Below are 24,562 nucleotides of genomic sequence, written 5' to 3' on the forward strand. Positions count from 1 at the left end.
CCCCATGCCCAATTCCCAACAGTCAACAGTCAACAGTCAACAGTCAACAGTCAACAGTCAACAACCAATGCCAAATTCACAAGTCGCAACCCAACAACCAGCTCGCAAAGAAAGGCTCATTCCCAAAATCAAAAATATCTTAGAAGAAACTTCTGGTGAAGATTTAGGTAGCGTCAGCGACGATCTAACCTTTTTAGAAATGGGTTTGGATTCTCTGTCTTTGACTCAAGTAGCGCTGAACTTGCAAAAAGAATTTAACGTTAAAATTACCTTCCGCCAGCTACTAGAAACTTTCCCCAGTCTCGAAACTTTATCTGAATTTATCGACAGATCTTTGCCGCCGGAAGTTTTGCCCGCAATTGTGGCGGTAGCACCTCCGGCACCTCCGGCATCTCCGGGCACGGTAGCACCGCCCCTAGCAGCGCCTCCCGCACCAATTGCCGCCAGCGCCCCGGTAAATCTGCCTGCCCCGCCAGCTCATCTATTGCAACCCTTACAATCGAGCAACCTCGAATACTTGATCGGCCAGCAGTTGCAGATTATGTCGCGACACCTAGAATTGTTAGGTGGCGGTGTTCCCGCGCAGCCGGCACCGACAGCCCCACCTCAAATGGTGCAGCCCCCCGCACCGGTGCAACAGATCCCGCAATCCCACAATAATGGCAGCACGATCGCCCCAGCCGCCGCACCTGCACCATCCGCCGAACCCACCGCCGAACCCAAAAAAGTATTCGGCGCGGCCGCCCGCATTGACACATCCGATCGCGGTGCCTTAACTCCATCGCAAAAAGCATATTTAGAAACATTTGTCAAGCGGTACATGGTGCGAACCCAAAAATCGAAACAGTACGCTCAGACTCACCGCCACCACCTCGCCGATCCGCGCGTAGTTTCCGGCTTTAACCGGACGATGAAAGAGTTGGTTTATCCAATTGTCACAGTGCGATCGTCCGGTTCCAAACTTTGGGATAAAGACGATAACGAATATGTCGATTTAACCAACGGTTTCGGGTCGAACTTTTTCGGATATTCAGCGCCATTTATCACAGAAGCGATCGCCGCCCAAATGCAATTAGGCTTTGAAATCGGGCCGCAAACACCGCTAGCCGGGGAAGTCGCCGAACTCGTGTGCGAAATGACCAAGCACGATCGCGTCGCCTTCTGCAATACCGGTTCTGAGGCAGTTTTGGGTGCAATGCGACTCGCGCGCACCGTCACCGGCAACAATACGATCGTCACGTTTACCGGAGACTATCACGGAAATTTCGACGAAGTAATCGTGCGCGGAACTAAGAAATTGCGATCGCTCCCCGCAGCACCGGGAATTCCCCAATCCGCCGTTGATAACACCTTAATCCTCGACTACGGCGAACCCGAATCCCTGGAAATCCTCAAAGCGCGGGCGGGCGAGTTTGCAGCCATCATGGTAGAACCCGTACAAAGCCGCCGCCCCGACTGGCAACCGCGAGAATTCCTCCACGAAGTGCGCCGGATTACCGAGCAAGCCGGTTGCGCCTTCATTATGGACGAAGTGATTACCGGGTTCCGAGTAGCACCGGGCGGCGCCCAAGAATACTTCGGCGTACAAGCAGATATTGGTACCTACGGCAAAGTCGTCGGCGGGGGGATGCCGATCGGGGTAATTGCGGGCAAATCGGCTTGGATGGACGCATTAGATGGCGGATTTTGGCAATTCGGAGACGACTCTTTCCCCGAAGTAGGCGTTACTTATTTTGCCGGAACTTTTGTGCGCCACCCGCTGACATTAGCAGCCGCCAAAGCATCCCTCGAATATTTGAAACGGGGCGGGTCTTCCTTGCAGCGCGATCTCAATGCCAAAACTGACCAATTAGTTGCAGAATTGAACGCCATGTTCGATCGCGAACAAGCACCTTTCACGGTTAAAAACTTTGGTTCCCTGTTCAAAATCACCTACCCGCAAGATTTTACGCATGGAGAACTGCTTTTCTACTCGCTGCGAGAAAAAGGCATTCACATTTGGGATCACCGCCCGTGTTTCCTGACCTTAGCCCATTCCGACGCAGATATTGCTTTTATCAAGGAGGCATTTAAAAACAGTATTGCCGAATTGCAGTCAGCCGGATTTTTAGCCGGTGGATCGGGGGAAACTGTGAGGGCGATCGAATTCCACAATCACAGTAATATTAATGGAGGAAAGTCCTCAACCGCTTTCGCCAACAATGCTCCCGTACCCGGTGCGAAATTAGGGCGAGATCCTAACGGCAATCCCGCTTGGTACGTAGCAGATCCAGAGCGTCCAGGCAAACATTTACAAGTAGGAGAAAGCTTATAGAAATAACAGTGATAATTGGCAATTAAATCCTGTAGGGGCGGGTTTTACCAACCATCTATGCCTAAGACTAATAATCTCATAAACCCGCCCCCACCCAACGATAAATCCCAATCTACCTTTTTCAAACTACAACAAAGACAATTTAATTTATTTACGTGCATCAACGTTAATTGCAATGAAAACAACCGTAGATTTACAACCAAAACTAACTGCTGTAGACTTCGATCCATTTGCAGGCGGAGAACTTTTTGCTTGCGTACCCGCGACGGAATCGCAAAAGGAAATCTGGATTGCCGTGCAAATGGAAGACGAGGCAAATTGCGCTTACAACGAGTCGATGTGTCTGCGATTGCAAGGAAATCTCGACGTTGAATCTCTCCGATTTTCAATTCAAGAATTGGTGCAGCGGCACGAGTCGCTGCGGACAACATTTAGCCCGGACGGATCGACTCTTTGCATTGCCTCTGCGATCGAAATTGATATTCCTTTGATAGATTTGTCAATTTTCGACGATCGCGATCGCGAATCTAAATTAGCACATTTGCGCCGCCAAGAAGTCGAGCAGCCTTTCAATTTAGTGCGCGGGCCGCTGTTTCGCAGTCAAATTATCAAGCTGCAAGAACAGGAATACATCGTTATTCTCACCGGTCACCACATCATTTGCGATGGCTGGTCTTGGGGCATATTATTCCCTGATTTGGGTGAAATTTATTCTGCAAAAAATCAAGGCTTAGCGGTCAATCTTCCACAGCCCGAAAGTTTTATAGAGTACGCAATTTTACAAGAAGAACAAGCAACAAGCCCCGAAGTTATTGCCGCTGAAAAGTATTGGTTAAATCAGTTTTCAGGCACGATTCCAGTGCTGGATTTGCCGACAGACAGAGCGCGGCCTCCTTTGAGAACTTACAAGGGTTCGCGGGAAGATTGGGAACTAAAGCCGGATTTGGTTGCTAACCTCAAACGCCAGGGAAAGAAAGCAGGGTGCAGTTTTTTTACAATTCTCTTGGCTGGATTTGAAGCTTTTATCTACCGCTTGTGCGGACAAGAGGATTTGGTTGTCGGAATGCCGGCGGCGGGACAGCTTGTTGGGGGCAAAGACAAGCTTGCCGGACACTGCGTAAGTTTCTTGCCGTTGCGTACCCAAATTAACGGAGAACAATCTTTTATCGATTATTTGCGATCGCGCCGCACTGGAGTTTTAGATGCGATCGAACGCCAGCAGCTAACCTTCGGTACTCTGGTCAAAAAACTAGCAATGCCACGGGATTTCAGTCGCATTCCGCTAGTGCCTGTAAGTTTTAATTTGGATGTGCAGCTTACGGAAGATCAGCTGAATTTTGAAGGTTTTAAGGCTGAAGTCTTCTCGAATCCGAGAACTTATGAAAATTTTGAATGGGCGGTGAATGCCAGCGAAACAAAAAACAAACTCGTGCTGGAGTGTCAGTACAATACTAACTTATTTGATGCTGCGACAATCCGCCGCCGCATGGCTGAATTTGAGGTGCTGTTAGAGGGAATAGTTGCTAATCCAAACCAGAAGATTTCAGAATTGCCCCTGCTAACCGAAGCAGAGGGATACCAGTTGCTAGCGGAATGGAACAACACCACAAAAGAATATCCCTCTGATAAGTGTATCCACCAGTTGTTTGAGGAACAGGTTACGCGATCGCCCGATGCCATTGCGGTGGTTTTTGAAGATAAACAGTTGACCTACCTCCAACTCAACCAACGGGCTAACAAAATAGCACATCACTTGAGAACTCTGGGTGTGGGGCCAGAAGTTTCGGTGGGTATCTGCGTGGAGCGCTCCCTAGAGATGGTAGTGGGATTGCTTGGTATCCTCAAGGCTGGTGGTCCTTATGTGCCGCTTGACCCAGAGTATCCTACTGAACGCTTGAGCTTTATGCTCCAAAACGCTCAAGTTAAGGTGCTGTTGACGCAACAGCGACTGGTTGAGAAGCTACCTGAATATGAAGCGCAGTTTGTCTATTTAGATACTGATTGGCAGGTGATTTCCCGGTCGAGTGAGGAGAATCCAATCACTGGTGTGCAAGCAACTAACTTGGCTTATGTGATTTATACTTCCGGTTCTACAGGTCAGCCTAAGGGAGTAGCAATGAATCATTTTTCTCTTTGCAATCTGATCTTGTGGCAACTTCAAAATACGACAATTTCTAGCGGGGCAAAAACTCTACAATTTGCTCCTATCAGCTTTGATGTCTCCTTCCAAGAAATGTTTTCTACTTGGTGTTCTGGAGGGACATTACTCTTGATTGCAGAGGAATTACGACGAGATGCATTCGCTTTGTTAGGTTTACTCCAAGAAAAAGCTGTTGAGAGACTGTTTGTCCCCTTTGTTGCCTTACAGCAAATAGCTGAGGTAGCTACTGGTAGTGAATTAGTTACCAGCTATTTACGGGAAATCATTACTGCTGGTGAACAGTTGCAGATTACTCCCGCCATTTCTAGCTGGTTGAGCAAGCTAACTGATTGTACTTTGCACAATCATTATGGACCATCGGAGAGCCATGTTGTCACCACTTTTACCCTCACTAATTCAGCGGACAATTGGCCGATACTTCCTCCTATCGGTCGTCCCATCGCTAACACGCAAATTTATATTCTCGACCGCCTCCTAAAGCCAGTCCCCATCGGCGTATCGGGTGAACTACACATCGGCGGTGCTGGCGTCGCCCGAGGCTACCTAAACCGTCCCGATTTGACTGATGAAAAATTTATCCCTAACCCCTTCACCACTCAATCTGGGTCACGCCTCTACAAAACTGGCGATAAAGCCCGTTACCTAAGTGACGGTAACATCGAGTTTCTAGGTCGCATCGACAATCAAGTCAAGATTCGCGGCTTCCGCATCGAACTGGGGGAAATTGAGGCAGCGATCGCGCAGTACCCCGGTGTGCGAGAAACTGTAGTTATAGTGCGAGAAGATGTTCCAGGTCAAAAATATCTGGCAGTTTACATTGTCGCCAACAACTCGTCCACGATCGCCACTAGCAACTTGCGGGGTTTTCTCAAAGAGAAACTGCCTGATTACATGATACCGGGAGCATTGGTGATGTTGAATGCCCTGCCACTAACCCCCAGTGGCAAGGTAGACCGTCGCGCCTTACCCGCACCAGAATTTCGACCCGAACTGCAACGGTCATTAGTAGCCCCAAGAACTCCTATTGAAGAGATGCTAGCCAGCATTTGGGCGGATGTCCTGAGAATTGAAATTGTGGGCGTTCACCACAATTTCTTTGAACTGGGCGGACATTCCTTATTAGCCACTCAAGTAATTTCGAGAGTGCGCGATACCTTTGCCGTCGAATTAGCGCTACGCAGTTTGTTTGAAGCACCCACCATTGCCGAATTCGCCTCTCGGGTAGAGAATTCGCTCTCTAACGGACAATCACAAGAAGCAGAGCCGCTTCTACCAATTCCAAGGTCAGAGTCCATCCCACTATCCTTTGCTCAACAGCGACTGTGGTTTCTCGACCAGTTACAGCCCAACAGTCCCTTTTACAACATCCCGGTAGCGTTGCGTCTTTTCGGTCAGCTCAATATAACGGCGCTACAGAACAGCATCAACGAAATTATCGGGCGTCACGAAGCCTTACGCACCAACTTCGCGACAGTAGAGGGAGAACCCATTCAGGTTATCGCTTCAACTCACAGTTGGGAACTACAAGTAGTCAGCTTGTTGCACCTAGGAGAAAGCGAGCGAGAAATTGAAGCGCAACGATGGGTAAATGAAGAAGCAAATCGACCTTTTAACCTGGAACGAGAGCTTTTGCTCCGAGGTTTGGTGCTGCAGCTAGGTGAAACCGAGTACGTCTTGCTGCTTACCATGCACCACATTATTTCTGATGGGTGGTCTGTAGGCGTGTTCTTGCGAGAGTTAGCAGAACTTTACAAAGCCAACAGCACGGGCATGGCTCCGGTTTTACCAGAATTATCCGTACAGTACGCCGACTTTGCTCTTTGGCAGCGGCAGTGGCTGCAAGGAGAAATACTCGAAACCCAGCTTGACTACTGGAAGCAACAACTATTGGACGCTCCAGCTTTATTAGAATTACCCACAGACCGAGCGCGACCGCCTGTTCAAACCTTCCGGGGAGGATATTACTATGCAGCCCTTTCCCTGGAATTGAGCGCGGAACTTACCGCTCTGGGCAAGCGAGCGGGAGTCACTCTGTTTATGACCCTTTTGGCGGCATTTCAGACATTACTCTGCCGCTATACAAACAGTGAGGACATCGTAGTGGGTACGCCTGTAGCTGGTCGCAATCGGCGGGAAATTGAAGGACTAATTGGCTTTTTTGTCAATACCTTAGTGCTGCGTACCGACCTCGGCGACCACCCCAGTTTTGAGGAGTTACTCGCCAGAGTTCGGGAAGTCGCGCTGCAAGCTTACGCGCATCAAGACTTGCCCTTCGAGCAGTTGGTAGAGGCATTGCAACCAACGCGAGACTTAAGCTATACGCCTCTGTTCCAGGTGATGTTTGTCCTCGACGACGCTTTGGTTAATTCTGTAGAACTGCCTGAGTTATCGGTAAGTTCTTATTCCGTGGAATTCGGCACTTCCAAGTTCGACCTGACTCTATCAATAGAGAATACGGCTTCTGGATTGATAGGAGCATGGGAATACAATACTGATTTGTTTGATGGGTCAACGATCGCTCGGATGGCGGGACATTTCCAGACTTTACTAGAAGTGATCGCAGCCAATCCAAAGCAGAAGATTTCAGAATTGCCCCTGCTGACAGAAATAGAACAACAGCAGCTATTAATTGAGTGGAATAACACTCACACAAATTATCCCGAATCAGCCTGCATTCACCAACTATTTGAAGTTCAAGCAGAACAAACTCCCGACGCTGTAGCCTTAGTTTTTGGCGAACAACAGCTAACCTACCAACAGCTAAATTGTCGGGCCAATCAATTAGCACATTACTTGCAAACTTTGGGGGCTGGGCCGGAAGTTTTAATCGGTGTTTGTTTCGATCGCTCTATGGATGCGATCGTCTCGCTTTTGGCTGTTCTCAAAGCCGGATCTGCTTACCTGCCTTTAGATCCAGCTTATCCCAAAGAGCGTCTGGAATTCATGCTGTCAGATGCCGCCCTATCCGTGCTGTTAACTCAACAGCATTTAACAGAAAAGCTGCCCGATACTGAAGCAAAAATAGTTTGTTTGGAGCAGGTGCGGGAGGAAATAAACGCACAAAGTGAGGACAATCTTGCCCATCTCGCGCAGGCGGAAAATCTGGCTTATGTCATGTATACTTCCGGTTCCACAGGCAAACCAAAAGGCGTTTGCGTCGTCCACCGTGGGGTAGTGCGGTTAGTTAAAAACACCGATTATGCGAGCTTCAGCGCCGCCGAAGTCTTCCTGCAACTGGCTCCGATTTCCTTTGACGCTTCGACGCTGGAAATTTGGGGGGCGCTGCTTAACGGGGCGCAACTGGTTGTCTTTCCCCCAGGAACTCCATCTTTAGCAGAGCTGGGAGAGGCGATTCGCTTATACAATGTGACTATTTTGTGGTTGACCGCCGGACTGTTTCACTTGATGGTGGACGATCGCATTGAGGATTTAAAGGGTGTGCGCCAACTGTTGGCAGGCGGTGACGTTTTATCTGTTCCCCACGTCCAGAAGTTGCTGCGAGAGGCTCCAAACTGCCAATTAATTAACGGCTACGGGCCGACAGAAAATACGACTTTTACTTGCTGCGCGGCGATCGCCCCTGACAGTCAAATTAGCAATTCGGTGCCGATCGGCAGACCGATCGCCAATACTCAAGTTTACATACTCGATCGCCATTTGCAGCCAGTGCCGATCGGCGTTCCGGGCGAGTTGTATGCAGGCGGTGCAGGCTTAGCCAGAGGCTACCTCAACCGCCCGGATTTAACAGCCGAAAAATTCATTCCAAATCCTTTGATCGCCAACCAAGAAGATAGATGGAAAAATGCCGAAGGGCGATCGGTTTCAAGCCTTCTTCCTTCTGCAAATCACCTTTACAAAACAGGGGATTTAGCCCGCTATCTGCCCGATGGTAACATCGAGTATTTGGGACGCATTGACAATCAAGTAAAGATTCGCGGCTTCCGCATTGAAATAGGAGAAATTGAGGCCGTACTGGCCGGACATCTAGATGTGAGTCAAGTGTCTGTGGCAGTTCAGTTAGATGCTTCGGGGAACAAATGTCTCGCAGCTTATGTAGTCCCGGGCCCAGGCAAAATTCTCGCCGCCAATACCCTGCGGAGTTTCCTGCAAAAAAGACTGCCAGACTACATGATACCCGCTGGGTTTGTCTTCCTCGACGCTTTGCCCTTGAACCCCAACGGCAAAGTTGACCGCCGCGCTTTGGCAAGTCAAAAGTGGCAATCTGCCAGGGTTGCACCCGATCAAACAATTGCTGTTGCCCCCCGGGACAAATTAGAACTCCAAGTGAAGCAAATTTGGGAACAAGTTTTAGGGATCAATTCAATTGGCATCAGGGACAATTTCTTCGAGATAGGAGGGCATTCGCTGTTAGCGGCGCGTTTGTTAGCTGAAATCGAAAAAATATTCGGCAAAAAACTGCCGCTTTCTACTATTTTCCAATCGCCAACCGTTGAGCAATTGGCTGATATTCTCCGCGAACCGGAATGGTCTTCACCCTCTCCATCAATGGTAGTGATTCAACCGGGAACAGGGAGTTACAAACCTCCTCTATTCTGCATTCACGTACTCGGTAGGGGATTGGAATTTTACCGTCCTTTACTGAATCATTTGGAGCAATCGCAGGCTATTTTGGGACTGTCTACCCAGATTATGGATGAAAAGCTGGCTCCTCCCAATCGAGTTGAGGAATTGGCAGCTTATTACATCAAAGAAATGCAAGTTTTCCAGCCGCACGGGCCTTATTTTCTGTTAGGAGTATCTTTTGGCGGGACAGTAGCTTTTGAGATAGCTAGGCAACTTGATGCCAAAGGTGAAAAGGTAGCTTTGCTGGGATTGTTGGATACCTACGGCCCGGATGCTTTTAAAAAATCGTCTGAAAAAAAACGCGGTCAACGCGCGATGAAAGTTTTACACATGACTCCCGGTGTATTTCTGGGGAAAACTCAGAGCAATCTGGCGGGAAAAGTCGAAAGTATTACTAATCAAATATGGAGGATTTCTTCTAAGTTTTACCAAGCGATCGGGCGTCCCTTGCCGATCGAGCTGGAAAACTTCACTCATCGAGAACTCAATGAAGAGGCATTGAGACACTATGTAGCAGGAGTTTACTCGGGTGGAGCGACTATCTTCAAAGCGGTTGAGAGTGCCATCTTGTTTGATGCCGATCCCGCATTGGGTTGGGGCGAGGTAGTTACAGGAGGAATAGAGATTCACGAGATCCCTAGCGATCATTTGGGGATGTTACAAGAGCCGCACGTTCGGATACTGGCGGAAAAATTGCAAGCCGCAGTCGATCGCGCTCGGCAAATGAATTGTCAATAATGTTAAGTCTTTTGGTTATTGGTTATTGGTTATTGGTTATTGGTTGTTGGTTATTGGTTATTGGTTGTTGGTTATTTGTTGTTGGTTATTTGTTGTTGGTTATTGATTGACAGTTATTGGTTAACAAATAACAAATAACAGATAACAGATAACAAATAACAGATAACAGATAACAGATAACAGATAACAAATAACAGATAACAGATAACAGATAACAGTCAACAGTCAACAGTCAACTGTTCACCCTTCCAAAGCCACCAAAAGACACAGCAACAAAACCTCCGTCCACTCCACTACAGCACCGTAAGTATCGCCCGTATGGCCGCCCAAACGGTGGTTAAACCAGGCTCCGACAAAAATTCCGATCGCACTTCCGCCCAAAGCCATCCCCACCGCCAACAGCCACCGATCGCCATCCAAGACAACTTGCAGCACGCTCAAACTTAGCAACAACAGAACTCCTGGGATAAAATCAAAAGGTGAATAAATCGATTCTTTATGAAAAGCTCCCTTACCCTCCGGGCGGAGATAGGGATAGCGGGCGATCGCCACCAGTTGGCCCCACCTCCCCCAACCCGCCACACCCATCAAAGCCAGCCACCGATAGTGATTCAAATCCGAAAGAGCGACAGTTTTCAGCAGGACGATCGCGATCGCAGCCATCGCCCCAAAAGCCCCTGTAACGCTGTCCCGCATCACTTCCAGTCGGCGCACAGGGTCGGGTACGGCAAGCCCGTCCGCCGCGTCCATAGCCCCATCTAGGTGCAGCCCCCCAGTGATGGCGATGCCCAAAACTACCACCAAGGCCGATCGAGTCAGGGCAGGCATACCGAACAACTGCAACCCAATATCCGCCAGTCCCAGCATCCCGCCGATCAAAAGCCCGATCGCCGGAGCCAAACGAGCAATGCCCCGGAACTCCAAAGTCCAAGACACAGGCACCGGCAAACAAGTATAAAACGCGACTGCAGCTGCCATAGCAGCGCCTTGATTCCGGAAAAAGTCGATCGTAGAGCGAACCAATTGATCATCCACCATAAGATAGAAATTTTTTCATTTTGTATACAGTTGTCAATTCATTAGCTTGTGCCAGAATTGGAACTGTAACACGCTAGTCCTTTGGATCGGGCATTCCTCCTGTCCGAGCAATTTTCCCCGGAAAACCTCTGCCGGCAGCGCTCCCGAAGCTCCCTATCTAAAATGACTAAACTCAAGATTCTGGTTTCCCGTATCCAGAATTCTAGCTAACTCCCCGATTTTCAAAACGGGAAAATACTACAACAGAGGCTTTTGTTCCATGAGTCACGACCAATCGAATAACAGGGTAGTTGCTCCTTGCATCATTGATACAGGCATTGTCGTCAACAAGCGCGATATCAAAAGATTGCTGTTTGATTTAGGACGTGTGCGCTACCTTCACATCCAAGATGGCAAGATTTACAGCGAAGGTGAAGGGTACGTGCTCGAAGTCTTCGCCAACCCCCACCGTTCTACCCTGATTGCCAACCACGGGCTTTATTTGAACGTGTATAGTTTTGATTACCTGGAACTGAAACAGTCCCCGGTCGAGGGTGCTTATTTTGACCTGATTCAAGACGGCCGGCAGTTGCGGTTAATTCCCCTCTCCAATCCTTTGCAAGAGCAAGTCTCCCGGAATTTAAATGCTGCGGCTTTGGATGCGGTTGTCGATCAGGTACTCTCAGGCCACTGGGATCTGCAATTGGATGAGGATGATTCTCAGTTTTAATCACCAGTCAGTCGATTTTAGATTTTAGATTTTAGATTTTAGATTTACTCGAAAGATGAATCTGGGAGATTAAATTTTGGTCTAAAATTTTTGGTCATCTATGAAAGAAGTCCGGGCTTGTCTCCGTTTTTGGGCTCAGTCATGGGTTTTTTGTCTCAATCTCCATAAGAATAGGTTAGATAACAACGACTGCCCAGTAGCGGTTAACGATCGACGGAGACTAATGACTGAAGACAACGGGAGATTTTCTTTTAAATGTAAGGCTAACTGCAGCCATACTCAAGCACGTGCAGGGGTTTTTACCACTCCCCACGGTATTGTGGAAACGCCTAAATTTATGCCCGTGGGGACGCTGGCTAATGTCAAAACCTTGACCCCGGCACATCTTGAAGACGCAGGTTCTCAAATGGTTTTGGCGAATACTTATCATTTGCACTTGCAGCCGGGGGAACGAATTGTCGCAGGCGCTGGCGGATTGCACAAATTTATGGCTTGGCCGGGCCCGATTCTGACGGATTCGGGCGGCTTTCAGGTGTTTAGCTTGAGCCAAATGCGGACTATTTCGGAGAATGGGGTGACTTTTCGAGCTCCCCGCGACGGCCGCATCATTAATTTAACGCCGGAAAAATCGATCGAGATTCAGAACGAGTTGGGCGCTGACGTGATTATGGCCTTTGATGAGTGTCCGCCTTACCCCGCTACACGGGACGAGGTGGAGGCAGCGACAGATCGCACTTACCGCTGGCTGCAACGCTGTATGCAGGCTCACTCGCGCCCGGAACAAGCTTTGTTCGGCATCGTGCAGGGGGGTGTTTTCCCCGATTTGCGATCGCGCGCGGCGAACCAGTTGGTAGACTTAGATTTGCCCGGTTATGCGATCGGCGGGGTTAGCGTCGGGGAATCGGGGGATTTGATCGCAGAGATTGTGAGAGTTACTGCGCCTCTGTTGCCGGCAAATAAACCTCGTTATCTGATGGGGATTGGCACCTATCGGGAAATGGCGCTGGCTGTAGCGAGTGGCGTAGATATGTTTGACTGCGTGATTCCGACTCGGCTGGGCCGCCACGGGACGGCTTTTGTGCGAGGGGAACGCTGGAATTTGAAAAATGCTCGGTTTCGGGAGGATTTTGCTCCCCTGGATGAGTCTTGTCCTTGCTATACCTGCCAAAAATTCAGTCGGGCTTATTTGGCCCATTTGGCGCGGGCTAAGGAAGCACTCAGCTATACTTTGCTGGCGCTGCACAACGTGACGGAGTTGATTCGCTTTACTGGGAGGATGCGGGAGGCGATTTTGGCCGATCGATTTACCGAAGAGTTTGGCCACTGGCTGACACCGACTGTCGATCGATCGTGAGCTCCTTGGGTGAAGATATGCGACAATTATTAGAATTGTGTTGGATAGGTAGGTTGATTCATGGAAGCTGCATTACTTTTAGCAAAACTGCCCGAAGCTTATGCGATATTTGACCCGCTGGTTAATGTTTTGCCAGTGATTCCCGTGTTTTTCTTGCTGCTGGCTTTTGTCTGGCAAGCGGCTGTCGGGTTCAGATAAGTCGGATTTTAGTAAAAGCAGGGGCTATTCACAAATTAGCCCCTGCTTTTAGCTGTTGAGTTTTTGTTTCGATCGGGTTTGCGGTTGTTTCGGATAGATTTAACCGCAGAGTCCGCAGAGTCCGCAGAGTCGGAGGAGAGAGAGTTGAATCATTAATCGGTGTAGCGCCTTTCTTCAGTTACCGCCGATCGCCTTTTGGAATGCCGGTCTTTCCGAGATCCGCTTCATGTAATCTAAAACAGCCGGATAAGCGCTGAGGTCTAGTTTCAGCATCATCGGGATGTAGCATAAAATTGAGCCGACTGCTGCGTCGGCGACGCCGAATTCATCGCCCATTAAAAACGGCTGTTTCTCGAAAATGCGATTTAACGGTTCTAACATTTTCGGGGTTTCGCGATCGCGACTTGCTTCGACAAATATTCCCGGGCCGAGGGTAGCGTTAGCAAACATGACCCACTGCACGATTTCGGCTTGCTGCTCCAAACTATCGGGCATTTTACCGTATTTTTGAGCTAAATACAGCAAAATTGCGCCGGATTCCCAAAGTTTAAAATCTCCATCCACAATTGCCGGTACTTTGCCGATCGGGTTAATTTCCAGAAACTCTGGCTGCAAGTGTTCCCCTGCTTGCATATCTAGGGTGACGAATTCGTAGGGAACCGCTATTTCTTCAAGATACCACTGGACAATAGAGGCCCTGCTGCGGGCTCCGCCGTAAAGTTTCAGCACGGAATTTTTATCCTTTAACGTAATATTTCTGTTATAGCATCTTTGGGGAATTGGGAATTGAGAATTGGGAATTGAGAATTGGGAATTGGGCATTGGGAATTGGGCATTGGCCCGCGCAGGGCATTGGCCCGCGCAGGGAATAGGAACTAACAAATAACAAATAACAAATAACCAATAACCAATAACTAATTACCAATAACTAATGACTACTGACTACTGACTACTGACTACTGTCCTGTAATTATTGTCGCTTCTGTTAAATGCACAAACAAGATTCTACTGCCAATAAAAATCAAAATTGATCCACCCAATATTTCGATTTTATTAGCAAACAAGTTGCCGCATTTGTGCCCGATAAACACGCCGGCAAAAGCTAAAAAGAAAGTAATAAGTCCGATCGCAGTCACCGCCTGAGCAATAGAATCTTTCAAGACAGCAAATCCGACTCCCACTGCGAGGGCATCGAGACTCGTCGCCACCGACAGGGTTATCAAAGTCCCCGTATGTAAGGGATTGAACTTTTTTTCGCTTTCTTCGCCCTGCAGCGATTCGTAAATCATTTTACCGCCAATGAAACTCAAAAGCCCAAAAACGATCCAATGGTCGATCGGTGTTATCCAAGAACTAAAACTCAGACCTGCCAACCATCCGATTACGGGCATCAACGCTTGAAAGCAGCCGAAAAATAAGGCAATTTTTAAAGCTTTGTTGAGCTTCATGTGTTTGATTGCTAAACCGCTAGAAATCGCTACAGCAAAAGCATCTGCTGCTAGTCCCAAGGAAAGAAAGACGGTAGTGGCTGCATCCATTTTTGTTAACTATGAAATCTTACGATTAAAGGAGTTTTTTAGACAATTTTAGTCTACACTAAACCTCGATAAAATAACGCTTTTATCACAATACATTCATTTTTAAATCACATTTATTTCATAATTTGCAGGTTGAAAAATGCCCGGATTGGTTGTAAAGTATGGTGAAGAGTTTTTCAGTAGCAGAGTTGAGAATGTCGCAATCTAAACCTTACCAGCCATTGTTGCTCAGATTACTGCACGGGCTTAACGGTGCGATCGCCCTTTTAGCAATTTTGACCGCATTTTTGGTGTACAACGCCTATGACGGGCGGTTGGGCAAAATCCCCGCGCCTCCGATTGCCGATCTCATCGGGATTCACGGCACTTTCGGCAAGCTGTTGCTGTTAGGAGTCATGCCGGCTTTTGCATTGTACAGTTTCCACGCAGGTCAACAACGCTTGGTGCAGCCGGATTCTTTTGGCAAACTAACTCAGTTGGGAAAACCGATTTGGTGGTACAGTTTGCACCGGATTGTAAATACTTTGATGTTGTTAGCGCTGACTTGGGCGATCGCCTCTGGAAGTATGGTTAAGGAAGAATGGCTTCCGGCGGGGGATTTGACGCAGATTTGGTATTATTTGCACGCTTCTGGTTGGGCGGTATTAGTGTTTTGTCTGCTGATGCACTTGTTGATGAGTGCGAAAGTGGGGGGTTTACCGCTAATTTTGTCGATGTTTGATGTTGCGTACCGCCGGGAGGATTCGCCGGCTGCTTGGTGGCGCAAAATTCGCTCTTTTGTCGATCGCTCTTAATGTAAAAATGAACAAAAATATCCTATTAATTGTTGTGGAAATCGTGGTAATGGGAGGCTGGTTGTTTGCTGTTATCGCGCCTTTATTGTTCCCCTAATCCGATCGCGATCGGCTTCGCAGCAACGATTTTCTGTTTTACGGGCTTTATATCAAACGATTGGCAATTCTACGATAAACTCAGCACCGCCCCCAGTTTGAGATTCAATTTCAGACGGTACTGGAGATTGAACGGTAAAAATACCGCCGTGCAATTCTACAATAATTTTATAGCAAGCCGATAGTCCCAACACTGTAAAATTTTTCCAGGATTTAGTATTGCCAAATGGTTCAAATATTCTCTGTTGAATCTCTGGCGAAATCCGGCAGCCGTTGTGGGCGATCGATACTGCAATAAACCTGCCAGAAAAATGCTCTACTATATCTGTTTTAATTGTAATGATTGGCTCGGAGTTGTCAAGACTGTTAACAGCATCAATCGCATTGTTGAGGATATTCGTAAATACTTGGCTGAGTTGACCGGGATAACACAAAATTGGTGGCTGGTTGTTATATTCCTTGACTACTAATACTTTGGGAGACAATCGGTGATCGAGCAATAGCAGTATATTGTCGATACCTTCGTGAACGTTGGTGCGTTCTTTGTTAGCTTTGTCAGGAAGTGAAATTTTCCGAAAAGCCACTACGAGCTGCCGAATGCGATCGGTTCCTATTTTCAGAGCGTTGATAGTTTCCGGCAAGTCTTGGCTGATAAAATCTAGGTCGAAGGTTTCTATTTCTCTGGCAATTCGCGGCACTGGTTGGGGGTACTGTTCGCGATAAAGGTGAATTATTTCGAGCAAATATTTGATATAATCGTTGACGTGAATCAGGCGACCATAAATAAAGTTAATTGGGTTATTAATATCCTGGGAAATTCCGGCAGCGAGTTGACCCAAAATTGCCATTTTTTCGCTTTTTACTAAATGCTCTTCGGTTTTTCTCAGTTGGGCTAATACTTCTTCTAAAAGTTTGAGTTCTTCTTGAATTTGTCCCTGGAGTTGAGATTGAGAAATTGCGATCGCCAGTGAATCTGCTATGGCTTCCAAAACTTCTAATTCGTTGGGATTCGCAAACTGCCGATTAGCAATGGTGAACAGATATCCCAGCCGATTAGTCTGAGTAAGTACGGGTACTGTTGCGTAGCGGCTGTTTGTGAGTTCGAGATGGGCGGGTTTTGGAAATCCTGCGACATCAGAGGCGGAGGTTTTATTGAGAATTACTGTTTCGCACCGGTGCAGCCGTGCAGCTAAATCTCCCGATGGCCCTCCGGTAGCGCCGAAGATTCCCAAGCGCCCCGATAAACCTTGTCGGCAATATTCCCAGCAAAATTCTACTGTATCTTGTCGGGGGTCGTACCAGCCGAATATTGCTCGATCGAGCTTTAACAATGTACCGAGTTCTTCTACTGTTGTTTGCAGGATGCGATCGAGCGGCAAGCCAGCGCGAATGCGGCCGCTCAAGCGGTGAATCAGGGCCTCTGAGCGAGTGCGGATGTAATTTTCGGCAAACAGCTTATTTGCTGCAATTACTGCGACAATAGCTGCTGCTAAGAGTATGGTGGCGGCTGCTGCTAATATGTTTAAGGCGATTAGTTCTTTTTCGATGTGGTGGGAAGGAATTACTAGGGCGATCGACCATTCAGCTTGCTCTAAGGGAAGATAAGCAACATAAACTCTGGCATCGTTGATTTTGGTCAACAAAATGCCTGTTTTTTGATAAACCATCTCCCTGGCTACATTTGCCAAATTAGTATCTGCGGACTCCAACAGACTCGGAGTCGGCTTGTCGATATTTCCGATTAACCGAGCGTCGGGATGGACAATGGGGACTCCTTGAGAATTGAGAACAAAAGCATAAGTTCCTGTTTCATATTCCAGTTTTTTTACTACTTCGGCTATTCTGTCGGTGCTGATTATGCCGTTCATTACTCCGATCGGCTTGTCGGCTGTTTTGTCCAGAAAATTTGCCGAATTTGAGCGCACCGGAGCCGAAATGGGAACAATACTCTGTTGTTTTAGCGTGCGAGAAATTGTAGGATCTGAAACATAGACTTCGCCAGCCATTGCTTTTTTGAAGTGTTGGCGATCGCTGACATTAATCAAAGCTCTGCCGACTTTTGTAGTGAAATAAAAACCGTCGGGATCGATTAATGCCAAATGCTCGAAGTCTTGTAGTCGATTGACTTCCGATTTTAAATAAGGCCCAGCCACTGACCAATTCATCGATCGCACCGAAGGAGTGTTTGCGAGGAGTTCTATCTGGGCCTTTTTCGTGCCGATCCAGCGATCGATCTTGTTCCCGCCCTGCTTAACCTCTAACAAAGCATTTCGCTCTAAATTGTCCACAATCAAGCGGCGCACGCTGTAATAGCTGATGCAACTAATGATGCTAGCTGCTAGAATTGTTGCGCCCAAAATTAACAGCGCAATTTTGTAGGGAAAATTGTATTTGCCCTTAAATCCCGCTGGCAACAATCTTGTTAATTTCCACCACTTCACTTTCGCAAAGCTTCCCATGGTTTGACCAATTTGTGAGATTAAAATCCTCAGCTCACCTGCGATGCACTTGCTCGCCTGCGAGCAGTCTGAAAACTACTAGCATTGAATAAGTGCGGGGATTTTTTGATTTTTTCCCGTTGGCCGGCTCACTCTGTTAAACTGGAATCAGATTTTACCATATTTTTGATAAATTAAAACATTTCAGCGACTACTTAAGTCATCAGTCATCAGTCATTAGTCATCAGTCATCAGTCATTAGTCATTGGTCATTGGTCATCGGTCATCGGTCATCAGGAAGAAGTATTACACAGTAAGCTTTTTAGCGATCGGGCTTTTGCTTGTTACCAGTTCGAGCGAAAGCCTGGCCTATAGACGAAGATGAGCCTCTTTTGACCTCCCAACTTATACCAAAGAGGACTGTAGAAGCTGTTTGAGTTATGAAATTTTTCTTCTTTAATTGTTTTGTTAAGTCTTGTTAAGAGTCATATAAAATGCGTATTCCATGCTCTAGGTTGAAATTTAGTAAGGTACGGGCAAGGACGCACCCTAAGTTAATGTGTTTGGCGTTTTTTTTAATAAAACATTAAAAGTTTTGAGTTATTAATGAATGAACTAAAAATGTGTTATATCAATTCCGATTGCACCGGGATGATGTTAACGGTTAACAGTCAACAGTCAACAGTGAATTTACTATTCCGATGAAGAGAGGATTTGATATTAAATATTCAATTCACATTTCAAAACTCAAAACTATTTTCGGTGCTAAATTGCCGCAGTTTGGCGACTTAATTTAAAGAACCTTGTGAGTGTGATCGTGCTGTTTCACATTGTCTTCAGTGCGAACGATGCGCTCGGAATTGAGGACTCTTTTACGTTCTAAGGAATAAGTAAAGTCATTGCGAACTGTTCCTGACGGAATGTGAACTTGAGCTTGGGGGCGGATTTTGTAAGTGCGGGCTGCGGCGATCGCCCGAAAGCCGAATTCGTCGCTAAACTGAGCTTCCGAGGGAAATTCCGGCAGCCTTTTGGGTGAGTCGCCCTCCAGCACCGCTCCTAAAGTCGTGCCCCAAGCCATTTCATAAGATGTGGGAATGCCCTTGACAATTGCTTCCAAAGCTGCTGAGGGGATAGCTTCGATGATTTTTACTTGATGAACTTCGCCTTCTTCTTTGATGAAGCAGGTGGCCAAGCCCACTGCGATGTAATCGTCGGTGCAGAGATCGGGGGCGGTGGGATAAACTGTTGCAGTCGTCATAAAAAATCTTTTGAGTAGGAGTTGAAAACCGTTCGCGAAAAATCAAGCGATTTTAGATTTTAGATTTTTTGCACGGATTTTTCTGGGGGCTTTGACTTGAAAAATCTCAAACTGGCTGTATCTAATATCTAAAATTGTTGGGGTAAGCTCCAAAGAGCCGATCGCGCCAGCGAGTCGATCGTACCACATCAAGGCAAATGCCGGTTGACTACTCTCAGCGCTGAAGCGACTGAGATTCCAAGAATCACTTCTTAGAGTTTCTGCTTCATAGCACCAGCCTTAACAGATTTACTCTGTTCGGGTCTTACAGTCGCTCCACAGACATTCACCGCAAGCCCTGCGGCAAGAATATTTTTCGCAGCATTCACATCTCTGTCGTGATGTGTACCGCACTTAGTACAATCCCACTCTCTGACATTTAAAGGCAACTTATCTACGATATAACCACAGTGTCCACACCGCTTCGAGCTAGGGAACCATCGGTCAATTTTGACGAGTGTTCGTCCATACCAGTTGCACTTATACTCAAGTTGCCTGACGATTTCACCCCAACTAGCATCACTAATTGAGAGAGCAAGTTTTTGGTTTTTGACCAGATTCTTCACCGACAAATCCTCGACTGCAATCACTTGGTTTTCACGAACCAGTCGAGTTGTCAATTTGTGAAGAAAATCCTTACGAGCATCGCTAATTTCGGCATGAACTTTCGCGACTTTCAGCCTTGCTTTGTGGCGATTGTTAGATCCCTTTTTCTTCCTACTAAGCGCTTTTTGAGCTTGACGCAATTTACGCCGTTTTGCTTTAAAGGTTTTAGGATTAGCAATCTTCTCGCCATTACTCAAAGCCATCAGCGCCGTAATACCCAGATCCAAACCAATTTGAGCAGGAGATTCAGGCAATGCAGCTATTTCAACATCTACCAACAAAGAAACAGTCCAACGTCCAGAGGGCGAGAGCTTCACCGTAATTGTTGATGGTTCTGAATCTTCAGGGAGTTGACGACTCCAACGGATATTTAAGGGTTGAGTACATTTTGCTAAAAATACCTTGCCATCTTTCCACTTGAAAGCTGACTTGGTAAATTCAGCATTACCTCCGTGATGCTTTTTCTTGAAGTTAGGGTATTTCGCTCTTCCTGTAAAGAAATTAGTAAAAGCGGTTTGTAAATGCCTCAAGCCTTGTTGTAATGGGACACAGCTAACTTCATTGAGAAACTGCAAGTCTTCCTGCTTTTTCCAATTGGTTAGCATTGTTGAAGTTTCAGCGTATCCGACTCGCTCTTGTCGTTCATACCATGCTTCTGTCCTTGCAGCTAAAGCGCGGTTGTAAACTAATCGAGCGCAACCCATCGTTCTTCTCAGCAGTGTTTCTTGCTCAGAAGTTGGATAGAATCGGTACTTGAATGCTTTTTGTGTCATACTCACATTATAGCATTTATTCCGTGAATATAGTCAGCTAAAAAGATTAAGGGCAATAAATTGCCTCGCTCGTTTCCCTCTCAGGTCTGAAGACACGCTCGTTTCCCACTTACCGTATTATTTTTATGATGCGGCAAGGATTCCCGGCCGCCACGACATTTGCGGGAATATCTTTGACCACAACGCTACCTGCGCCGATCGTGCTATTATCGCCCACAGTCACTCCGGGACAAATAATACTGCCGCCACCAATCCAAACATTATTACCAATATTAATTTCTGCGGCGAGTTCGCGGCCAGAAAGTCTAATTTCTGGGTCTGTGGGGTGAAAAGCGGTGTAAATTTGCACATTGGGGCCGCATAGCAAATTTTCACCAATGTTAACTCGATTGCAGTCAAGAATTACGCAGCCAAAATTCATGTACAATCCGTTTCCAGCATAAATATTGCTGCCATAGTCGCAGTAAAAAGGCGGCTCGATTTCGACTTTGGGGCCGATGGCACCGAACCATTCGGCGAGAATTTCTAACCGTTTGTCGGGTTCGTCTTCGCGGGTAGAATTGTAAGTTCTGGCGAGGCGGCGAGCTCGCTGGCGCTCTAAAATCAATTGTTCGTCGGCAGCTAAATACAATTCGCCGGCGAGCATTTTTTGTTTTTCGGTTTTTTCCACAGTTTTTTCCACGGTAAGAATTGGCGGTTGAAACCACTACTTGACCAACGAACTTCCTTTTTACGAGACTGAAGGATAATGTAGGGTGCGCTAGACGCACCTTACCGCTATAATTAGCGCGTCAGATCATTTTTTGATGTTGCAGCATACATTTAGGGTTCAGGTTTTGACTGCAAACAAACAGCTAAATCCAGATTGGCTAATTGCTCAAAAGCTCGATCGATAGATCCTTTTTTCCGCAAAAAACCAGTATTCGCAGCGGGGCAAATATACTGTAAAGTCGAAGGGGAAAATCCATCGACAATTGACTTTACGCTGTTAATTTGTCTGGGCCAGTGAAAAGTTTTTGCCGTCCGAATGGGTACTGGAGCGCCTTCGCGGTTGGGGAGCAAGTGTCTGCCGGAAAACAGGACTCCACCGCTGCCACTATCATAAAGACAAGAGGAACCAGGAGAGTGACCGGGAGTCCAAAATGCTTTCATTCGATCGCTCAAAGTAAATTCTCGCTCAAAAACCGTCACCCGCAATCCCGGCAGTAAATAAGCTTCCTGCTCTTGAATCAGGATATCGCACCCCGTGGCTTCCTGAATCTCCCGCGCCTTGGCCATAGCGCCGCGGTGGGTGAGAAACAGCAGCCGCACACCGCCGCATTCCTCCAAAAAGGTTTGGTTAATCTCATCCCAAGGGGGACAATCCACTAAGATGTTCGATTCGTTTTCTACAATGAAATAGGCTGTCGCACCCAGGGTATCCCGGTTAGGCGCGAAAGCAAAGATATTTGGCAGTACCAGCCTGGGCTGTTTGGAGACGGAACTCTGTTGTTTCAAGGAAGTAATAAATATTATGTTTTTTTTACTATGGTTGTTGGTTTTGGGCCTGATATCTTACTACTTGTTGGAGAGCAGCATCAGTCGCATCACCAGAACTCCGGTATGGCTGCTGTGGCTGGTAATGATGACGCCGGCGCTAATTTGGAGCGGTTGGGTTTTAGCTAACAACGCAAAAAAAACAGCACCGCCGGAGTTGGTAATTATACCTTTTTTGGTTTGCCCTGTCTTGTACTGGTTTTTGGTGCAGTTGGGGCGCAAGGAAATTACCCGATCGACTCCTGAGATTTTAGCAGACTCGGGGAGCGAACCTGCCAAGCCAAAACCGCCCCTGCGCCCGATCGATTCAGCGGAAGAAGCGAGTTTGCGCGATTGTTTTCCTTGGTCAATTTACTTTTTGCGGGATTTAGAATTTCGCCCGCAGGCTGTGATTTGTCGCGGACAGTTACGCACCAACCCGGATGCGGCTTATCAAACAATTCGGGACAATGTGGAACAGCATTTTGGCGATCGCTTTTTAGTCATATTTCAAAACAGTTTGAGCGGTCAACCTTTTTTTGCCATAGTTCCTAACCCCAGCCGCCAATCAGTAGAAACTCCCGTCAAAACTGCACCTGTTACCAGACCCTTTTTCGCCTTAGCTTTGCTGCTGATCGCGGTGTTTACGACTACAATTGTCGGCTCACAAATTGCCGGAGTTACTGAAAAAGTTTTGCAGTCTAACCCGTCAATGTTGCTCCGGGGTTTGCCTTACTCGCTGGCACTAATTACAATTTTGGCATTTCACGAATCAGGACACTATTTAGCTGCCAGATTCTATAAAATTCGCACGACTTTGCCTTATTTTATTCCGATTCCGTTTTTCTTGGGAACTTTGGGAGCTTTCATTCAAATGCGGAGTCCAATTCCCCACCGCCGAGCTTTATTTGATATTAGTATTGCCGGCCCGTTTACGGGTTTAGTTGCGACAGTTCCCTTATTAATTTGGGGTTTGCAGCATTCAACCATTGTACCGCTTTCTGAAAAGTCGGGAATGTTAAACTTTGACTCTTTTAGTCCAAATTTTTCGTTGCTGATGACTTTGTTGAGCAAGTTAACTTTGGGCGGTGCTTTGAATGTGGAAACTTCGATTAATTTGCATCCGGTGGCGGTGGCGGGTTATTTGGGTTTGATCCTGACGGCGTTTAATTTGATGCCGGTGGGACAATTCGACGGTGGGCACATTGTACACGCGATGTTCGGCCAGCGAGCAAGTATGGCGATCGGACAAGTTGCTAGAGTTTGTATGCTGCTGCTGGGTTTTTTGGAACAGGGTTTGCTGCTGTGGGCAATTATTTTATTGCTGACACCTCTCAACGATGAACCGGCGTTGAATGATGTTAGCGAATTGGATAACCGGCGGGATTTTTTGGGGTTGCTGGCGATCGGGCTTTTGTTAATTATTTTGTTGCCGGCTCCCAAGATACTCGTTCAGTGGTTAAATGTTTAGAAGGAAGTTCGGCAGCGATCGCGGTACAAGATTTAACGGATTTAGGCAATCACGTTTGATGGCCTCCCTATAACCTCTCTGGGGCTCATACTCATTGATGAATTGACGACCACATTGGACACAAATGTGATTCTATTTTCCTTTCTTCTTGCCATTTTTACGGATATGGGTTGATTTACATTCGCTTGCGTTGCATAAATTATTCCTCCTATTCATACTCTAACTCAGCAACGCCAACGATTGAACAATAGACCTCTTGCAACGAATTTCGCGATTAGTCAGGAAGACGTTATCGTTTTCTAAAAAGTTGGAGAATCACTCATAGTGCTATTTGGAACTTCATTCATGACTACAATCACCAAATCCGATGAGAAATACTGAAAGTTCAACCGCCTCAATTTTCTCCATCCTTTACGTAAAAGCACTACCGGCATTTTAATTGTTAGTTTGGCATACCAAGTAAGGAAGATCCTAAATTTTGATCGCTTCCAAAGTCTTCAGCGCTTCCGAAACGTGAGCCTTAAAATCCAACATCGAGTCAAAAATATGCTTGACAACACCTTGTTTGTCAATCACATAAGTCACTCTACCGGGCATAATCCACATAGTAGCCGGAACCCCGTACAATTGCCGAACCTTATTGCCCGTATCGCTCAACAGTGTAAATGGTAACTGATATTTTGAGGCAAATTTCTCGTGGGATTGTTGCGAATCGTCACTAATTCCGATCACTTCCGCACCAGCCTCTTTGAAAACTTCATAACTATCTCGAAAAGCGCAAGCTTCCGCCGTGCATCCCGGTGTATCGTCTTTCGGGTAAAAGTAGACGATGACATTTTTTTGACCACGAAAATCCTTGAGGCTGACTGATGCGCCAGTTTGCGACGTTAAGGTAAAATCCGGTGCCGTATCTCCTACTTTGACTGCCATATTGGTTT

At 47.0% G+C, this 24,562-nt stretch carries 16 protein-coding genes and 1 pseudogene; 8 read left to right on the top strand and 9 right to left on the bottom strand.

Features of this window, described 5'->3' with window-relative positions; translation table 11 throughout:
- Together IQ263_RS12510 and IQ263_RS12515 are read left to right on the top strand one after the other, a co-directional pair.
- Positions 1-2,314: aminotransferase class III-fold pyridoxal phosphate-dependent enzyme (locus tag IQ263_RS12510; protein WP_194067719.1), on the top strand; the 2,314-nt coding region annotated here is incomplete at its 5' end.
- 175 nt (positions 2,315-2,489) lie between these two features.
- Positions 2,490-9,797 carry an amino acid adenylation domain-containing protein gene (locus IQ263_RS12515; RefSeq protein ID WP_228050002.1) on the top strand — a complete coding sequence of 2,436 codons (7,308 nt, stop codon included), beginning with the start codon at positions 2,490-2,492 and terminating at the stop codon, positions 9,795-9,797.
- Between the two features lie 240 nt (positions 9,798-10,037).
- Here IQ263_RS12515 and cobS read toward each other — a convergent pair whose 3' ends face one another.
- Entirely contained in the window at positions 10,038-10,835 is a 798-nt protein-coding gene (cobS, locus tag IQ263_RS12520) for an adenosylcobinamide-GDP ribazoletransferase (protein ID WP_194067720.1), read from the bottom strand.
- A 259-nt stretch (positions 10,836-11,094) separates the two neighbouring features.
- On the opposite strand from cobS, the gene IQ263_RS12525 reads away from it, so the two are divergent.
- The 3 genes from IQ263_RS12525 to IQ263_RS12535 all read left to right on the top strand — a co-directional run bounded on the left by IQ263_RS12525 (position 11,095) and on the right by IQ263_RS12535 (position 13,096).
- Positions 11,095-11,544 (top strand): hypothetical protein, encoded by a 450-nt coding sequence (locus tag IQ263_RS12525; RefSeq protein WP_194067721.1) that lies wholly within the window; start codon positions 11,095-11,097, stop codon positions 11,542-11,544.
- Positions 11,545-11,767: 223 nt separating this feature from the next.
- Positions 11,768-12,898, top strand: coding sequence for a tRNA guanosine(34) transglycosylase Tgt (gene tgt, locus IQ263_RS12530; protein ID WP_194067722.1), 1,131 nt, complete (start codon positions 11,768-11,770; stop codon positions 12,896-12,898).
- A gap of 60 nt (positions 12,899-12,958) precedes the next feature.
- Positions 12,959-13,096 (top strand): photosystem II reaction center protein K, encoded by a 138-nt coding sequence (locus IQ263_RS12535; protein ID WP_068815178.1) that lies wholly within the window; start codon positions 12,959-12,961, stop codon positions 13,094-13,096.
- Positions 13,097-13,270: 174 nt separating this feature from the next.
- On the opposite strand, the gene IQ263_RS12540 is transcribed toward IQ263_RS12535, so the two are convergent.
- Both IQ263_RS12540 and IQ263_RS12545 read right to left on the bottom strand, forming a co-directional pair.
- Positions 13,271-13,825 (bottom strand): glutathione S-transferase family protein, encoded by a 555-nt coding sequence (locus IQ263_RS12540; protein ID WP_194067743.1) that lies wholly within the window; start codon positions 13,823-13,825, stop codon positions 13,271-13,273.
- Positions 13,826-14,052: 227 nt separating this feature from the next.
- Entirely contained in the window at positions 14,053-14,634 is a 582-nt protein-coding gene (locus tag IQ263_RS12545) for a manganese efflux pump MntP (RefSeq protein WP_194067723.1), read from the bottom strand.
- 194 nt (positions 14,635-14,828) lie between these two features.
- On the opposite strand from IQ263_RS12545, the gene IQ263_RS12550 reads away from it, so the two are divergent.
- Positions 14,829-15,428, top strand: a complete 600-nt coding sequence (locus tag IQ263_RS12550; RefSeq protein ID WP_194067724.1) for a cytochrome b/b6 domain-containing protein — start codon at positions 14,829-14,831, stop codon at positions 15,426-15,428.
- Between the two features lie 149 nt (positions 15,429-15,577).
- On the opposite strand, the gene IQ263_RS12555 is transcribed toward IQ263_RS12550, so the two are convergent.
- The 5 genes from IQ263_RS12555 to IQ263_RS12575 form a co-directional block, all read right to left on the bottom strand.
- Positions 15,578-17,983 (bottom strand): cache domain-containing protein, encoded by a 2,406-nt coding sequence (locus tag IQ263_RS12555; RefSeq protein WP_194067725.1) that lies wholly within the window; start codon positions 17,981-17,983, stop codon positions 15,578-15,580.
- A gap of 772 nt (positions 17,984-18,755) precedes the next feature.
- Entirely contained in the window at positions 18,756-19,220 is a 465-nt protein-coding gene (locus IQ263_RS12560) for a hypothetical protein (protein WP_194067726.1), read from the bottom strand.
- Between the two features lie 251 nt (positions 19,221-19,471).
- A complete protein-coding gene (locus IQ263_RS12565) occupies positions 19,472-20,638 on the bottom strand; it encodes an RNA-guided endonuclease InsQ/TnpB family protein (RefSeq protein WP_194067727.1) in 1,167 nt (388 codons plus the stop codon).
- 109 nt (positions 20,639-20,747) lie between these two features.
- Positions 20,748-21,308, bottom strand: a complete 561-nt coding sequence (locus IQ263_RS12570; RefSeq protein ID WP_194067728.1) for a sugar O-acetyltransferase — start codon at positions 21,306-21,308, stop codon at positions 20,748-20,750.
- Between the two features lie 152 nt (positions 21,309-21,460).
- Positions 21,461-22,135 (bottom strand): MBL fold metallo-hydrolase, encoded by a 675-nt coding sequence (locus IQ263_RS12575; RefSeq protein WP_194067729.1) that lies wholly within the window; start codon positions 22,133-22,135, stop codon positions 21,461-21,463.
- Positions 22,136-22,151: 16 nt separating this feature from the next.
- Here IQ263_RS12575 and IQ263_RS12580 point away from each other — a divergent pair, with 16 nt between their 5' ends.
- Both IQ263_RS12580 and IQ263_RS12590 read left to right on the top strand, forming a co-directional pair.
- Complete coding sequence (locus tag IQ263_RS12580; protein WP_194067730.1) at positions 22,152-23,624, top strand: site-2 protease family protein; 1,473 nt, start codon at positions 22,152-22,154, stop codon at positions 23,622-23,624.
- A gap of 253 nt (positions 23,625-23,877) precedes the next feature.
- A pseudogene (locus IQ263_RS12590) lies at positions 23,878-23,995 on the top strand (IS1 family transposase); the annotation flags it as partial.
- 100 nt (positions 23,996-24,095) lie between these two features.
- On the opposite strand, the gene IQ263_RS12595 reads toward IQ263_RS12590, so the two are convergent.
- Positions 24,096-24,554 (bottom strand): peroxiredoxin, encoded by a 459-nt coding sequence (locus tag IQ263_RS12595; RefSeq protein WP_194067731.1) that lies wholly within the window; start codon positions 24,552-24,554, stop codon positions 24,096-24,098.
- Between the last annotated feature and the right edge of the window lie 8 nt (positions 24,555-24,562).

The sequence above is a fragment of the Tychonema sp. LEGE 06208 genome, from assembly GCF_015207505.1.
Lineage (GTDB): Bacteria > Cyanobacteriota > Cyanobacteriia > Cyanobacteriales > Microcoleaceae > Microcoleus.